Source organism: Cylindrospermum stagnale PCC 7417, assembly GCF_000317535.1.
Taxonomy (GTDB): Bacteria; Cyanobacteriota; Cyanobacteriia; order Cyanobacteriales; family Nostocaceae; genus Cylindrospermum; species Cylindrospermum stagnale.
Map to the genome: position 1 here is coordinate 3,889,678 of NC_019757.1, position 15,558 is coordinate 3,905,235.

General features: G+C 42.4%; 18 protein-coding genes. 10 read left to right on the plus strand and 8 right to left on the minus strand.

Annotation, left to right across the window (positions count from 1 at the left end):
* Window positions 1-216: 216 nt before the first annotated feature.
* Together queG and CYLST_RS16215 are read left to right on the plus strand one after the other, a co-directional pair.
* Complete coding sequence (gene queG / locus CYLST_RS16210) at window positions 217-1,191, plus strand: tRNA epoxyqueuosine(34) reductase QueG (protein ID WP_015208809.1); 975 nt, start codon at window positions 217-219, stop codon at window positions 1,189-1,191.
* Window positions 1,166-1,801, plus strand: a complete 636-nt coding sequence (locus CYLST_RS16215; RefSeq protein WP_015208810.1) for an HAD-IA family hydrolase — start codon at window positions 1,166-1,168, stop codon at window positions 1,799-1,801. Before queG ends, CYLST_RS16215 begins: the two co-directional genes overlap by 26 nt.
* 127 nt (window positions 1,802-1,928) lie before the next feature.
* Here CYLST_RS16215 and CYLST_RS16220 read toward each other — a convergent pair whose 3' ends face one another.
* Entirely contained in the window at window positions 1,929-2,306 is a 378-nt protein-coding gene (locus CYLST_RS16220; protein ID WP_015208811.1) for a hypothetical protein, read from the minus strand.
* A gap of 211 nt (window positions 2,307-2,517) precedes the next feature.
* Here CYLST_RS16220 and CYLST_RS16225 point away from each other — a divergent pair, with 211 nt between their 5' ends.
* The gene (locus tag CYLST_RS16225) at window positions 2,518-3,048 is read left to right on the plus strand and encodes an orange carotenoid protein N-terminal domain-containing protein (RefSeq protein WP_015208812.1); all 531 of its coding nucleotides are present in this window, start codon (window positions 2,518-2,520) and stop codon (window positions 3,046-3,048) included.
* Between the two features lie 16 nt (window positions 3,049-3,064).
* Here CYLST_RS16225 and CYLST_RS16230 read toward each other — a convergent pair whose 3' ends face one another.
* The 7 genes from CYLST_RS16230 to CYLST_RS34600 form a co-directional block, all read right to left on the minus strand.
* On the minus strand, window positions 3,065-3,829 hold the full coding sequence (locus tag CYLST_RS16230) for an ABC transporter ATP-binding protein (protein ID WP_015208813.1): 765 nt from the start codon (window positions 3,827-3,829) through the stop codon (window positions 3,065-3,067).
* 85 nt (window positions 3,830-3,914) lie between these two features.
* On the minus strand, window positions 3,915-5,132 hold the full coding sequence (locus CYLST_RS16235) for an ABC transporter permease (protein WP_015208814.1): 1,218 nt from the start codon (window positions 5,130-5,132) through the stop codon (window positions 3,915-3,917).
* Window positions 5,129-6,601 (minus strand): efflux RND transporter periplasmic adaptor subunit, encoded by a 1,473-nt coding sequence (locus CYLST_RS16240; RefSeq protein WP_015208815.1) that lies wholly within the window; start codon window positions 6,599-6,601, stop codon window positions 5,129-5,131. Before CYLST_RS16240 ends, CYLST_RS16235 begins: the two co-directional genes overlap by 4 nt.
* A gap of 354 nt (window positions 6,602-6,955) precedes the next feature.
* On the minus strand, window positions 6,956-7,549 hold the full coding sequence (locus tag CYLST_RS16245; RefSeq protein WP_015208816.1) for a TetR/AcrR family transcriptional regulator: 594 nt from the start codon (window positions 7,547-7,549) through the stop codon (window positions 6,956-6,958).
* A 280-nt stretch (window positions 7,550-7,829) separates the two neighbouring features.
* Window positions 7,830-9,305, minus strand: coding sequence for a TolC family protein (locus tag CYLST_RS16250; RefSeq protein ID WP_015208817.1), 1,476 nt, complete (start codon window positions 9,303-9,305; stop codon window positions 7,830-7,832).
* Between the two features lie 126 nt (window positions 9,306-9,431).
* On the minus strand, window positions 9,432-10,103 hold the full coding sequence (locus CYLST_RS16255) for an ABC transporter ATP-binding protein (protein WP_015208818.1): 672 nt from the start codon (window positions 10,101-10,103) through the stop codon (window positions 9,432-9,434).
* 91 nt (window positions 10,104-10,194) lie between these two features.
* On the minus strand, window positions 10,195-10,350 hold the full coding sequence (locus tag CYLST_RS34600; RefSeq protein ID WP_157162598.1) for a hypothetical protein: 156 nt from the start codon (window positions 10,348-10,350) through the stop codon (window positions 10,195-10,197).
* Between the two features lie 278 nt (window positions 10,351-10,628).
* Between CYLST_RS34600 and CYLST_RS16260 the strand changes: the two genes are divergently transcribed.
* The 7 genes from CYLST_RS16260 to CYLST_RS16290 all read left to right on the plus strand — a co-directional run bounded on the left by CYLST_RS16260 (window position 10,629) and on the right by CYLST_RS16290 (window position 15,542).
* Complete coding sequence (locus tag CYLST_RS16260) at window positions 10,629-10,949, plus strand: hypothetical protein (RefSeq protein ID WP_015208819.1); 321 nt, start codon at window positions 10,629-10,631, stop codon at window positions 10,947-10,949.
* Between the two features lies 1 nt (window position 10,950).
* The gene (locus CYLST_RS16265) at window positions 10,951-12,774 is read left to right on the plus strand and encodes a hypothetical protein (protein WP_015208820.1); all 1,824 of its coding nucleotides are present in this window, start codon (window positions 10,951-10,953) and stop codon (window positions 12,772-12,774) included.
* Window positions 12,775-12,906: 132 nt separating this feature from the next.
* Window positions 12,907-13,356, plus strand: coding sequence for a hypothetical protein (locus CYLST_RS16270; RefSeq protein ID WP_015208821.1), 450 nt, complete (start codon window positions 12,907-12,909; stop codon window positions 13,354-13,356).
* Between the two features lie 14 nt (window positions 13,357-13,370).
* Complete coding sequence (locus CYLST_RS16275; protein WP_015208822.1) at window positions 13,371-13,946, plus strand: hypothetical protein; 576 nt, start codon at window positions 13,371-13,373, stop codon at window positions 13,944-13,946.
* On the plus strand, window positions 13,930-14,328 hold the full coding sequence (locus CYLST_RS16280; RefSeq protein WP_015208823.1) for a response regulator: 399 nt from the start codon (window positions 13,930-13,932) through the stop codon (window positions 14,326-14,328). The genes CYLST_RS16275 and CYLST_RS16280 overlap by 17 nt, the downstream gene beginning before the upstream one ends.
* Before the next feature lie 9 nt (window positions 14,329-14,337).
* Window positions 14,338-14,574: a hypothetical protein gene (locus tag CYLST_RS16285; RefSeq protein ID WP_015208824.1), complete on the plus strand. Its 237-nt coding sequence runs from the start codon at window positions 14,338-14,340 to the stop codon at window positions 14,572-14,574.
* Window positions 14,575-14,612: 38 nt separating this feature from the next.
* Complete coding sequence (locus CYLST_RS16290) at window positions 14,613-15,542, plus strand: hypothetical protein (RefSeq protein ID WP_015208825.1); 930 nt, start codon at window positions 14,613-14,615, stop codon at window positions 15,540-15,542.
* Window positions 15,543-15,558: the final 16 nt, after the last annotated feature.

The following is a 15,558-nucleotide window of genomic DNA, read 5'->3' on the forward strand; positions in this document are numbered from 1 at the left end:
GGGGAGGCGAACGTTTGCATTACTCAATTTTCTCATCAGAAAAAGGGTTGCACTACCCTAGTAGAGGGTAATCTCATGTTTACTTTTTTGCATTATTTCTTAACATTTTAAAAAAAATATTTACATATTAGATTGGTGGCAAATATTCAACCAAGGGCTTGGCGACATAGCATATAATTGAAATGTTGTAAAGAAAGCAAACTTCAAATCAGAAAAATGAACCAGTGTGCCTTAACAAGCAGCAGTGTAATCAAAGAAAAAGCCAAAGAGTTGGGATTTCACAAAGTTGGTATTGCTGCTGTAGATGGGGTAGATGCTACAGAGAGGCAACGGTTACAAGCATGGATAGCGCTGGGTTATCATGCCGATATGGAGTGGATGACTAGCCCCAAGCGCCAGGATATTCGCTTAGTGATGCCAGAAGCGCGATCGCTAGTCTGTGTAGCTCTAAATTACTACACAGATGATCAACGTCCCGAAGGCGAGGAATACGCTAAAGTTTCCCGTTACGGCTGGGGCAGGGATTATCATAGAGTTGTACACAAAAAACTCAAGCAATTAGCTACTTGGCTAGAATCACTTGATCAAAGTATTCAAGCCCGTTATTACGCAGACACTGGCCCAGTACAAGATAAAGTGTGGGCGCAAAAAGCCGGAATTGGTTGGATTGCCAAGAATGGTAATGTGATCACGCGGGAGTATGGCTCTTGGGTATTTTTGGGAGAAGTGCTGACAAATGTGGAACTAGAGAGCGATCGCCCATCTACAGAACATTGTGGTACTTGTACTCGTTGTATACAGGCTTGCCCTACAGGTGCAATTACTGAGCCGTTTGTAGTAGATGCCAATCGTTGTATTGCCTATCATACGATCGAAAATCGAGCAGAAAAATTGCCCCAGACAGTCGCACCTCACTTGCAAGGCTGGGTTGCTGGTTGCGATATTTGCCAAGATGTTTGTCCTTGGAATCAGCGGTTTTCTCAGGTAACGGATGTGACAGATTTTCAGCCTTATCCTGGGAATGTAGCACCCAAGCTGATAGAATTAGCAGAAATATCAGATCAGGAGTGGGATATAAAATTTACAGCATCAGCGTTGCGGCGCATTAAACCAGAAATGTTAAGACGGAATGCTAGCGCTAACCTCGACGCATCTAGGCGAAAGAATGACCCAAAAAGTGATAATTTTTGACTTTGATGGCACGATTGCGGATACAGTGGATGCTCTTGTAAGTATTGCTAATCGTTTAGCCGTAGAGTTTGGTTATATACAAATAACTCCCAATGAGCTTGCTCTCCTGAGAAATTTAACTTCTAGAGAAATTATTAAATATTCAGGTATTTCTCTGTTTAAGATACCTTTTCTACTTAAAAAGGTTAAAGGAGAATTAAAAGATAAAATCCACGAATTCAAACCTATACCAGGAATTCAAGAAGCCTTAATAGAACTTAAAAATCAAGGTTATAAGCTGGGAATTATCACTTCTAATTCTCAAGAGAATGTTACTGAATTTCTCAAGTTAAATAACTTAGATTATCTATTTGATTTTATCAACTCAGGTGTAACAATTTTTGGCAAAACAACAATCATCAATAATGTATTAAGGCAAAGGCAACTCAAACCGCAAGCAGTGATTTATGTTGGAGATGAAACCAGAGATATAGAAGCTTCCAAAAAATCCAATATTAAGGTGATCGCAGTGACTTGGGGGTTCAATTCGCCAGAAGCACTAGCCAAGCAAAATCCAAATTTTTTAATTCATCAACCAAGGGAACTGCTGGATGTGATTAAAACTTGTTAGATGCTTTACCCATTGGTTGAGCGTTCAAAATTTTAAAAAGATAGGACGTAGATATACCTTAGTACTTTTTGGGCACTTCAGTGCCCACTACGAACCTAACTTTTAATTTTGAATTTTTATTTTCGAGTTACTTCTTAGCTGCTTGACCTTTTTTCAAAGCTTTTTGCACTAAATCATCACTGACACTAGTAACAGCCTCATCCCTAGAACCTCCAACTTCCTTAGCCATTTCTGCATAATCATCAGGATTACCAGTAGGCTGTGCTACAGTTTTTGTCTCTTCTGGTTCAGTAATTTCATATTTAGGTGCAGTCGCTGCTTCAGCAGCTGCTGCACCTGCTTCTGTGCGATCGATTTCACTGACACTGAATTGCTGTGCAGCTGCATAATCAGCTTCAAAATCAACCTTTGGGGCTTTTTCTTCACCACTAACGATTTGTTCAGCAGCTAATTGTGCATCATGGGTGGGAGCTTCATTGATATTGGGCTTCACTACGTCAGACATAATTAACACCTTAGATTATTTTTCTATTGATGGGGAGATTTTACCAAAGTGATTCACTAATCCCTGCATACCTTGAGAGAGAGATTTCCATCTATTAGAAGCTATATAAAAGTTACATCGCGCAATCAATCAAACTCTTTCTATAGGAGGTAGAATGTGAGTCTAAAACTCTGGTAAATATTAGTCTGCACTGTTTACTGTGAGACAAATTATGACTGCTAGTTACAACAAAACTGTTGCTCAGGTTCAAGGTCAGGAAACTCAACAAGTAGTAGCAGATTTTAATAATTTAGATACCGATGCCAAATTAGCTTGGCTATATTTTGTTTATGAAAAAATGGGAGATTCGGTCACTCCAGCAGCCCCAGGAGCTGCCGAACCTGAATTAGCACCATTGCTAGTGGAAGACTACCTGGAATTATCTGATGAGCAGCAACTAGAAATTATGCGGGATATTGTTAACCGCAAGGATACAGAATATTCTCGTGCCTATGGGGCGTTAAAAGAAAACAACCAGCTGTACATTTGGTATGTTTGGGCAGAAGAGATGGAAGACACGGTAGTGGGAATGCCAGATAATTATCAGTCAACTAAGGCAATTAACGATTTGCTTTCCCGGCTGGAAGAACTAGATTTTGAAGAGCAAATTTCCATCTTGCGGACAATTTCTGGTCAAATGGGTCATACCGATGTCAAGCCGATTGAAACGCAAGCCCAAACGGGCAAAACATCAAGTTTGTAAAATTAAAAATTTTGAATTAAGAAACGACAAGTTGATTTAACTCAGATGGAGTGATGTGAGAGTGTACTACTTCACCATCACGAAACCAAACGATGCGCTTGGTTTGACGAGCAACATCTGATTCGTGTGTCACCATCACAACCGTGATGCCACTGGCATTGAGTTCGGTAAAAATATCCAATACTTCTTGGGTTGTGCGCGAATCGAGTGCGCCGGTGGGTTCATCGGCTAGGAGTACGACAGGACGGTTAACAATGGCGCGGGCGATCGCAACTCGTTGTTGCTGTCCTCCGGATAATTGAGTGGGTTTGTTGTGGAGGCGGTTGGATAAACCCACTCGTTTCAGAGCCTCGGCGGCGCGATCGCGTCTTTCATCCGGCTTCACACCAGCATACACCATTGGTAACATCACATTTTCAAGTGCTGATAGTTGCGTTAATAAATGGAATTGTTGGAACACAAACCCTAGCTTTTGATTCCGAATCCGCGCTAACGCTCGATCATCTATTTGGGCTACATCGAGGTTATCTAGGTAATAATGTCCTGAACTGGGGCGATCCAGACAGCCAATAATATTCATCGCTGTCGATTTACCAGAACCTGAAGGCCCCATAATTGCACAATATTCACCTTCTTCAATCATCAAGTTGACATCATTGAGCGCTCGCACTTCTGTTTCGCCACTGCCGTAAACCTTAAAAACATTCTCCAGGCGAATGATTGTTGATTGGGAGACGGGACTGGGAATACTGGAATCAGTGATGGTGAGAGTGTTTGCCATAGAGATTTTATCCCCCAAGATGTTATATTTTGGTTGGCGTTGCCCACCCAGATTTTAAATTTTGAATGAGACAATTTTGAATTGTTTAGGCGCTTCTGAGCGCCACAATCGGGTCAAGTTGGGCTGCACGACGGGCGGGAACAACACCAAAAAATAAACCAATTCCGCCAGAAATACCAACTGCCATGGTGATCGCTACAGGAGAAATTCCCGCTTCTAAGGGAGTTAAAGCTGCCACCAACAAGATGCCGCTGACTCCAACCGCAGTCCCAACTAAGCCACCAATGGCAGAAACAATTACTGCTTCAATCATGAACTGTAACAAGATATCTTGCTCAGTTGCACCGATCGCCTTTCGCAGTCCGATTTCTTGGGTGCGTTCGGTGACGGATACAAGCATAATATTCATGATGCCAATGCCACCAACAAACAGAGATATGCCTGCGATCGCCGTCAGCATAATGGTCAATGCCCCTGTAATTTGACCGACGGTTTGCAAAGCATCCTTTTGAGTGCGGATGTTAAAGTCATCTTCACCAGTCAGTTTGTGCCGCTGTCGCAACAAATTAGTGATTTGAAATTCTGCTGCATCAACGCTGTCTGCATTCTTCGCAGAGGTGACAATATAAGTTAACTCTAACCCATAGGGAGAAGTTCGCCCAACAATCCGGTTAGCCATTGTGAAGATGGGTATTAGGGCCGCATCATCATAATCCACACCTACGTTTGAGCCTTTGGGTGCAAGTACACCAATCACTTGAAAGCTGGTATTTTTAATTCGTAACTGCTGCCCAACTGGATTACTACTGCCAAAAAATCTTTCTGTTAATTTTGTACCGAGTACAGCCACTTGGTTGCTGCGCTTCATATCTAAATCAGTGAAAAATCTCCCTGTAGCAATTTCAAAGTCTCGCACTTTTAGAAAGGAGGGAACTGTGCCAACAATGTTGATATCAGTGTTTTTATTCCCGTATGTAGCAACCTGTCGGCTGTTCAATTCCGCTGCTACTCCGGCTATTGTTGGCACTTGAGTGGCGATCGCCTGAGCATCTTCTAAAACCAAGGTTTTGGGTACATCTCTTGAAACGCGCTCCGTTTCCTGATTGCCGGGAATCACAAACAACACATTTGGCCCTAGGGACTCTAGCTGTTTGGCCACAAACTTCTGTCCCCCTTCCCCAATGCCAATCATGGCAATCACTGAAGCATTACCAATTACAATACCCAACATCGTCAGGGCGCTACGTAACTTATTGGATAGCAGGGTTTTTCCTGCCATTTGGATGCTTTCTAGGAAGTTCATTGATTCCCCTTTTCCTTCGCTTTTTCCAGTTTGTAATCTTTAGGTGGGTTGACAAATACGCGATCGCCCGCTTTTAATCCTGATAAAATCTGAGTTTGGTCTTCGATTTGTGCCCCAACAGTGACGTTACGAAACTGCGCTTTGTTGTTTTCATCCGCTACCAATATGCCAGTTTTGCCCTGTTCGGTGAGAATTGCCACTGTCGGCACAACCAAAGCACCACTGATGCGATCGCCCAAAAAAGTCAGATCTACATTTAAGCCAGAACGCAGTTTATCTGCACCAGTATCGAGAGCCACCCGGACTTGGAAGGATGTTACACCTTGTTCAATGACTGCCTCCGGAGCAATCAGCCGCACTCGACCCTTAAACACTTGATCAGGATAGGCATCGGCGACAATTTCCACCTCCTGTCCCTGTTTAATTCTGCCAATATCTGCTTCTGGGACTTGAGCTAGCACTTCTAAACCCCGCGCGACAGCGACGATAGAACTAGAAGTTGCCGACGCACTTGTAGAAGCAGAAGTTGTCGGCGTCACAAATGCACCGATGTTGGCATATTTCTGCGTCACAATCCCAGAAAAGGGAGCACGGATAATTGTGTCTTCGAGCTTCACTTGTACGGCTTGCAGTTGAGCTTGAGCCGCCCTCACCGCTGCTAGGCGTTGGGCTATTTCCTCTGGACGGCTGCCATTTTCCAACAACAATAAGGCAGCGCGTGCTTCGCTCACAGCCGCTGCTTTCGCGGCAATTTCCTCATTGCGCGTCCCACTTTGTAACAGCGAAAGTCGTTTTTGTGCTTCTTCTAAACTGGCTTTAGCTCTTTGGTCTTCACTGATATATTGTTCGAGCTGATCTTGAGAAGTTGCGCCTTGCTCGGTTAAGTCCCGATATCGTTTTACCCGTGCTTGAGTCAAATTTACCTGTGCTTTCGCTGAATTCACCTGCGCTTGAGCTTGGCCAATCTCTTGCGAACGATTCCCCGCACGAGCTGTAGACAGTTGCGCCTCTGCTTGTGCCAAACGCGCTTTGCCTTGGGCGATTTCTTGGGGACGATTCCCTGTACGAGCTTGATCTAACTGAGCCTGAGCTTGGGCTAAGTTAGCGCGGGACTGAAGGATTTGTGCCTGAATGTCTCCAACATCCATCCGCGCAATAATTTGCCCCGAACGTACTTTCTGACCTTGTTCAACATCCAGTTCGGCGATAATTCCCGCACCTTTAGGGCTGATATTGACGCTTTGCACTGGCTGCACCTTACCGCTAGCAGCAATCTGCACGGTAATATTTTTTGCTTCAACTGGGACAGTTAGTTGGGTAATGTCTGGTTTATTTGTCCCCTGATTCACAACTTTCCAGGTTGTTGTTGTGCCCACAATAAAAACTCCAGCCGTCATCAGTCCAATCAGCCAGCGTGCGGGGTACTTAACTTTTTTACCAATAAACGGAATTTCTATGTGGCTAGTCATATTATCGGCTCTTGAATATTACTTTGCTGGCATTGCTTTGAGTTATTTGGCAAGTGCAGGAATTTAGAGTTTTCAAAGCTTTTGGAATAGAGACTAAAATGTATTGCTGAGAAACCTCATTATTAAGTGAAATCTGATACTTACAGTTTTAATTTACACTAATGTTGAGCCGTTCTGTGCGCCATCACCTGATTGGGTGAATTTTGCTAGTTTCTCTCCAAAAAATAGCAAATAAATTGGCAATCGTTGACTTTGGATGCTGTTGTCTAAAAAGTCCAAAATTAACTCTGGAAAAATAAAATGTAAGTAATCACTTATTAATTGTCCAAAAAAACATCTATCTACTTTGCTCTATTAATCTTGGGTGGGTGCAATTCCCTGCCAGAGAATCTCTACAAGACCTTGGACAAATATTGGTGAGGCTGTCGTTATACCTCTTTCGGGGTTTATCTGTTCTAGAAAAACATAGTTCATTAGTGATCCTAGCAAAATTAGCGCCATTGTTTTGGGATCTCCAAAACGAAGCCTTTCTTGTGCTATCTCTTGCTCCAGAAAAGCAGTCAATACTTTGACATCGCGAATAGACTTTGACTCTAGTTTAATTGCCATGGATGGGAGAGCCTTACCACGTGTTTGCAACATCATCAATCGTGGCATGATCTCGCGATAAAATTCCAGAATATCAAGGCACACCTGAATGAGGTTTTCTTTAACATCGCCTTTGCCAGAAAGAGACTCAAGCTCTTGCATCCAGAGGGGTTTTTCTGGAATTCCCATAGATGCGAAAAACAGTTCTTCCTTTGTTGAGAAGCGCTTGAAAATTGATGCCTCAGAAATTCCCGCTCGCTGTGCAATTTCTATAGTTGAAGCACCAAAGCCCTGTTGGAGAAAGATTTCACGCGCTGCCTCTAAAATTTGCTGATTGGTGATTTTGGGTGTGCGAGCCATAAATAAGTATGTATTCACTTATTAATATACTCGCAGGTTGATGGCGACGTCAACCCCTAGGGGGAATTAAAAATTAAGAATTAAAAATTAACATCCCCATAAATAAATTTAGTTGCTCTCTCCCCAAGGACGCCGTAATTCTCGCGCTGCGCGTTTGGTAAATATATTTTTCCTTCTTTTCCCTAAATAAATTCATTGGTTCTGTATCCTTTTTGAATTTTGTATCCCTTACGGGAGCCGTAGGCTCTATTTTGAATTTTTAATTGGAGCGAAGCGACGGTCAAGGTGAAGATTTAATTGCCCCTCTAGGAGTGGCAGAACGCTGTAAATTAGCCAGTGCGCGGTTGTAATTCAAAATGGCGGTGAGTCGATTACCTTCAGATCTTGTCAGGTCATTTTCGGCAGAAATCACCTCTGTTTGAGTGCCTACACCAGCTTGGAACCTCAGCCTAGCTATATTCAGAGCTTCCCTAGCTTGCTCTAAAGCTAAAGTAGCAGTTTGCACATTATCCAAATTGGATTGCAACTGAGAATAGTATTGTTCTACATCAAAACGAATTTGGTCGCGTCTCTGAGCAAATTGAGTTTCAGCGATCGCTATATTAACTTTCGACTGATCAGCACTTGCTCTTGCTGCACCCCCATCAAACAGCCGGAGACTGGCTTGTAGTCCCACTGAATAACCATCGGAGACATTGATGCGATCGTTAAATCGATCTTGCAAATTGTAGCTACTAGCCAAACTAAGCTGTGGACCTAGCTGCGAAAGTGCCTGCCGTCGCTGTTGCTCATAAATATTGCGTTGTGCCAAAAATTGGGGCAATTCCGGACGGTTTTGAAAAGCTTGGATGATAGTTTCTTCCAGTGTTTGCTGCCAAAGCCCCGCTAATTGTACAGGGTCTGCCGCACTAACATTAGCCGACTGCGACAGACTGAGCAAGGTTGCTAACCGACGACGGGCAATTCTTTGCTGTGAGAGAGCATTCGTCAGTTCTTGTTGAGAATTAGCTAAATTCACCTGAGCTTGCAGCACATCGAACTGCGTACCCACTCCGGCATCTAGTCTAGCTTGAGCATCCCGCAAACTAGCGGAGGAATTTTCCACAGCAGATTGATTAATTCTGACTTGTTCATCTGCTTGTTGCAAATTGTAATATTCAGTGGTGATATTCAAGCTAATTTCCAGAGATTTACTTTCAACAGCGAGTTCATTGATCCGTACTTGTTCTTCAGATGCTCGGATACTAGCTTGCCGTCTACCGGAGGTATAGAGGTCATAATTCAGTTGTGCTGAACCATTAAAAGAGGTGGTAGATGGAGATGAACTGCTAGTCAAACCATTACCATTGTTAGTCACACTGCTATTAAGACCAACAGTAGGAAACAACACAGCCTGGGATTCTTGTAGCGCACCTTGACTGCGTTCTAGCTCTAATATGGCTACCTGTAAGTCTCGATTATTACGTCGTGCTAGTTCTAAAGCCTGTGCCAAAGTGATCGGCACAGTTTGATCGATCTTTACTTCTTCCGGCTTAGTGGGAAACAGTAGAGGATTAGGATTAGGGTTGAGATGATCAGGAACTGGCACAGAGCTAGAACCATTGATAATTGAGGAATTCTCCGGTACTGGAGGAGTGCTTGCACCTGCGCTATTGGCTAAAGTGGGAATGATGATTGCAATCGCTATGCAGGCACTGTTGCCCATCACCGCAAGTGTTGCTGTAACCCAGGTAGAATGCACAAACAAGGAATTCATAATTAGATTAAGTTAATTAAGCGATTTTTTCCACAACTTTGAAACTGCGATCGCCATTTGGATTTTTGATTTAACAGACAGGGTAAAAAATTTTCAATTCCCGCAACAGGGTTAATATTACCTTTCTTAGCGCACAATCAAACCATCTTGGACACGGATAATTCTTTGAGTTTGGGCAGCGATATCTGGTTCATGAGTCACAATCACGATGGTGATTCCTTGCTGATTAAGTTCTGAGAGCAAACTCATCACCTCGTAAGAAGTCTCAGTGTCTAAAGCTCCCGTGGGTTCATCTGCCAAAACTAATGCAGGTCGATTGACCAAAGCGCGGGCGATCGCCACCCGTTGTTGTTGACCCCCAGAGAGTTGACTAGGGCGGTTAGAAATGCGATCGCCTAATCCCACCTTTTGCAAAGCCGACAATGCCCTTTCACGGCGTTTTGGCTTAGGTAAATTAGCGTAAATCATCGGTAACATCACATTTTCTAGTGCCGTTGCCCGTGCCAATAAGTTAAATTGTTGGAAAACAAAACCGATCCTTTGGTTGCGAATATACGCTAATTCATCATCATCAAAAGTTGTGAGATTTCTGCCTTCCAAAATATAGTTTCCAGTAGTGGGACGATCCAGACAGCCCAAAATATTCATCAGCGTAGATTTGCCAGAACCTGACGCACCCATAATGGAGACATATTCACCCTCTTCAATTGAGAGTTGAATTCCCTTGAGTATAGGAACATCAACTTCTCCTAAATGGTAGGTTTTGGTAATGGATTCCATCCAAATCATCGTTGCCATATCATGATAGCCAAAGGATTTACGCTGATCTTAGTGCCATTTAGGTAAAGTGGCTGTACAGAACGGAAGTTAGCCTTGACACAACCTAACATCAGCCATAGGCACTCGCCCCGCTGTTCGCGATCGCGCGTATGTTGCCGAGGCTTGCTGGATACAGCTTGCCTCCACTGTGCCTTCGGCACAGTGCAACCTGAAAGAATAGTTGGGCAACAGCACCCGCTCCCGCGATCGCTACACCCATTGACATGCTTGATCTCTAAATCAAGCTTTATTTCTTTAACTCAGATAAAAAACCAAAAAACAACATATAGTATATACTGAGAACAAGACTAAAATGTTCTCCATAAAGCTGTAGAAATTCAACGAATGAGCGAGTCAGCAGCAGAGAAATATAAGTTTAACCACCTGCCACCCTTGTAGCTAGGTTGTAATTATTGGTGCTAGTCAGTTGAGTGAAAAGCGGAAATCATCAAAAGTGATATCTAGCAATGACTTGTAAAAATTTCTACTTCGAGGATTGGGTAAATGTACAGCAAGCAGCACAGAACCTCCAAAAATTCTGCCAACTCCTCAGACACACCAGCACCAAATCAATTCGCACCGCGTCGCTTTGTTGTTCAGCCCAAAACCGAAGAAGTAGCACCCCAACAAGACCAAACACCAGAAGAACAGGCTCAAGCAGAAAAATCACAGGAAGTTGGTAAGAGTTTCATAGATGGAGCAATATTTGCATATCGTCCGACACCACCAAAGACGCCAAGATTGCAGATGAAGCTTACCCTAGGTCAGCCTGGGAATATATATCAGCAACAGCCGCACCCAAGCCGGAACTGCCCCCACAGTTAACTTGACTGATGCAGCTATCAATCCGGCACAATTAGATAGTGAGCAACAACAAGCCAATCAACAGGTACAACAGGAAAAAGCCAAATCTGCTCAAGAGATTAATAAAGATTATGGGGAGAATGATATTTTCCCTAAATCAAGTGATGAAACAATCAAAGCTAATAAGCAGCTAACTTTGGCAGAATTTCCAGGGGCTAAGGGTGGCAAACAACCCACCATTCCCCCAGAAATTGCTGCTAACTTGGATCAATCTTTAGCACCACAGTTTCAACAACGCATTGGTGGAGAACAGGAAAAATATATTGTTGGTAAAAATAAGTTTGACCAAGATACCGCTAAATCTCGAACCGATGCAGACACAGAAATTGCCAAGCTAAATCAAGACACCAGTCAACAACAATTAGAGTCCCAAAAGCAAGCGCAATCTCAAGTCACCGCCGCCAAATTAGAGTGGCAAACTGAGTTAGATAATGCAGATAAAGATTATCAAGACAAAGCAGGTAAAGCCACTACTGAACAAAAGAGCAAGATTGATGCCGAAAAACTCAAAGGTGATGCCGAAGCTTCTAAACATCTAGCCGATGCTGAAAAAGAAGCCGAGCAAAAGAAGCAAACAGCAGAAACTGAGGCTCAACAGAAAAAAGATGAAGGTCAAAAGAAATCTGGTGGGTTCTTAGGCTGGCTAGCTGATAAGGCAGCAGCATTGATTGATGGAATTAAACAAGCAGTTAGCTTTATTTACGATAAGTTACGGGAAGGCATTAAATTTATCTTTGAGGCAGCGAAGAAATTAGCAATAGCTGCAATTGAACTGGCACAAAAGGTAATTACTACCTTAATCCAAGCTTATGGAGAAATTCTCAAGGGGATAGTTAATCTTGTTTTTGCTGCCTTCCCAGAAATAGCCAAGAGAATTAACAACAAAATTGACCAAGCGGTGAACACTGCGGTGCAAGCGGTAAATACTGCCGCAGACTTGTTAAAGAAAGGTGTGGCTGCGGCTTTAGATTTCTTGGCGAATACCTTGGATTCGTTGTTAAAACTTGTTCAAGACATCTACAACGGCATTTTCACTGTGATTGGGATGATTATTCGCGGTGAATTTGGGGAATTAATCAAGAACTTGACCAACTTAGTAGAAGCCGCAGCAGCAGCCCCTCCCCAGTTTGAAACCGCAGGCTTGGAAGAATTGCTGGGTGGAAATCTGGATGAACCCCTATCTCCCGCAGAATTAGCTCAGGCTGGTATAGCAGCACCAGGAGCCAACGGTGGCGCTATGGGTGAGGGTGGAACAAATGCAGAATTGCCTCAAGCGCCTTGGACTCAAGACAATGTAGGAGTTGATGCGGTAGAGAATAATATGCAACTTTCGCCAGAGCTAATGGCGGAATTAATGCAGCAGACAAAGGGTGAAGGTGAGGTGGAACTTGGTGCTTCCAATGATACCAGCCGCACGATGGAAGCGATAATGTCGGAAGCTACAGGGGGTAAGGAAGGAGAAGTTCAGGAAGGAGAAGTTCAGGAACAGAAAAATCCTGATGATGGACTCTCACCCAAACAACGGGCAGAAGTTCGCTGGAACTTAATGAAAACAGGGATTTCTCAGTGGTGGTCGAATAACTGGCCCAAAGTGCTATTGGGAGTAACAGCAGCCATAAGTATATTTATTGGTGCCAATGTAATTACAGGAGGAGGGGCAGCAGCTTTTGTAAGTGCTGCATTGCCAATCATTATGAATGCTTTGGGTGGTGCAATGTTAGGGGCAACAATTGCCCAAGTTGGTGGTAATGTCCGCGATTATCTCGCCAAAGGTTGGGCAATGTAGGTTGGGTTAAACAAAGTGAAACCCAACAATTATTTTGATTTTGAGTAGCTAATTAATGTTGGGTTTCGTTCCTCAACCCAACCTACTACTAGTAGAGGTAAAAATGGAGGTTTTACAAGTGATATCTTTAATATGGTAGAAGACCCCAATTTATTAATTAAACCTGCGGGTAGCCGTCTGCAAAAAGAAGCTACTGCCATGCTAGAATTAGAAAAGTTAGATATTCCAACTGTATATGTCGGAAAGTCTGTACTTGAATCCGGTGAACATATTTTACTTCTTGAGAAGATTGAGGGTGCTGTAGGTAGTAAATCAATCATTGGAAGAGCTAAAACACCTCTTACTCCTCCCCAAAATATTGATATTATCACTCAAAGAACAATAGATGATTTAGAAGATATTTATCAAAAATTGCAAAAAGCTAATGCTAATGTAGGTGACTTTCCATTTGTTATTAGAAGATCCGATGGTGCAGTTTTCCTAAATGATCCAACTAGCTTCAACATCCGTAAACAAGGGCCGAAAGGAGATATTGAGAATATTATTGGCCGATTCAGAAAAATTTTGCGTGAAAAGAAATAAGATGCTAAATAACTATGTTGACAGATGACGAATTATTTAATATGTTACTATCCAAACAGAAGGATATCCTCAATCAGTCTATTGGTCGTCGTCTCATAGAAGTTGATCGATTTTTTGGATCTGACCTTCCATCATTTCTTGAAGGCGGCTATTTTACTGAAACTGAATTCTTTTCTCACAACCCAGGTGCGATACAACTTCACTTTGAAGGTAATCTTACTTATGGGTTAGATGTATATGGAGAACAGCTTTCGATTTTTGTTTTACCAGGAACTTTGTCTAGCGATGAATTTACAAAGCTCTACCGACTTTCGGAGACTTCAGCAGCTTCACCTACTCTGAAAAACTGTCTTGGAAAAACGTGTCACGATGTTCGTATTTGGACTCTTCAGGAAGATTTTGAGTCAGAAGAAGCAAAAGAAGTTGCTGTCTCCTATCTTCTAAATGGTGAAAGTGAAATGTTCTACTGTATTTACTTGCTTGAAGATTGTGACAGTGATTATTTACTTCTTGGACAAGATGTGCCACGCGATAGGGTAGCTAGTTGTTTTTCAATTGCACTAGGAGACTATATTGATCCCAGACAATAATCATATTGATTGTAAAGAACCGCTTAGAGTCTTAATTATTGAAGATACAGAAGAACGTCAGAAGGTTCTTACTTCCTTGTATCGTTCCCATGCCTGGATACTGGTAAATACTGGACATCGTGCAATTACACTCTGTAACGCCTATGATTTTGATATCATCTCTCTTGACTACAACCTCCATGGTGATTTAAACGGTGCAGACGTAGCCAAAGCAATTCAATTTTCTCGCAACAAAAATGTCAGGCTTATCGTTCATTCTCTTAATCCTAAAGGAGTTAAACAAATATTAAATATTATTCCTACTGCTATACCTTATCCTGTATCAAAAATGATTCGCTCTAATCAGCTTTTTAAGCATCTCAAAGCAAAATTGATGAATTAGGTGCTGATTATGATTGGTCAAACAATCTGGCAACAGTCCCAACTTACAGTTGTCGTAAAAATGAGCATTAACAAAGAATTAAACTATTTAAAGGTAAAAATTACACTGTCCAACTCCGCGATGGCGCAAAGCGCCCGCTGGAAGCGAGTTCCCGAAGCACCTACCCCTTGGCCCTACGAAAAAGGTCAGGTATTGGCATTGGTAAGACATATACTTTTTCCAGGCTGTGGGCCTTTAATTGATTAATACACAGGTAGCCTTTCTCATCTATTTCTATTGGTAAGATGGAACCAAAGACTGAACATTATCCTCTCAACACTGAAATAACGCTAAAGGATCGCTCTCAATCTCCCCTAATTGTGCGGGTTATCAATCTAGCTTTAACTAAGCTGGAAAATGAAGTAATCGAATACCATCTTACTTTATTGGTAAACCCAGAACTCTACCAGCGAATTGACAGCGAGGCAATGTTCAATCTTAAGCCAGAAGTACGTAGCCCCCTATCAGTTGGTAACTTCCTACCCGAAAATGATATTCAAATCGAAATTGGTCTTCAGCCGAGTTTACTGCCGTCTCCATTAGAAATAGCAACTGATGCAATGGAGGCAGCAACTTATATTCTGAATCTGAACCAAGAGCATCCTGACAGTCAATTGTTATCCACCGAGAGTTGGTTGGCTCTTTCTGTGAAGCAATTACAAGCAACTGGTGAAACTGGCTACCGTACTATCTGGGCTAATATCACTCCATCAGCTTTTGCCCAAGTAGCAACTTCAAATAATAGCGAACAAATTTCTGAAGCCATAGACAATTTCGCTAAAGATTGGACTAATGGCAGTTTTTCAGCAACCTCTGAAAATAGCATTAATCAAACTTTAGAAGAAATCACCCATTCTTTTGAAGAATTGGCTGAGAATATTTCAGAAATGGCTCAAACCATGATTTCTGAAGTCGTGGAGGAAGTAAATAATGTCCTGGAAAATTTAACTGAAGATATATTTGAAACAACATCGGATAATTCTGACATCAACCTAGCTATTGAAGATTTAGAAAAACTCTTTGGTCAGATTAACAAGCGACTGGAAGAACTACCAACGGATAAGTTGTTAGGTGAGAAAGAACTAATATATTTACTTGAGATTGAACGATTTAGGGAGCAGTTAGCCTTTTTTGATAAATTTATTAAAAATCTCCCTGAAAATCCTCCAGACTGATTGGCTGCTAACTAAT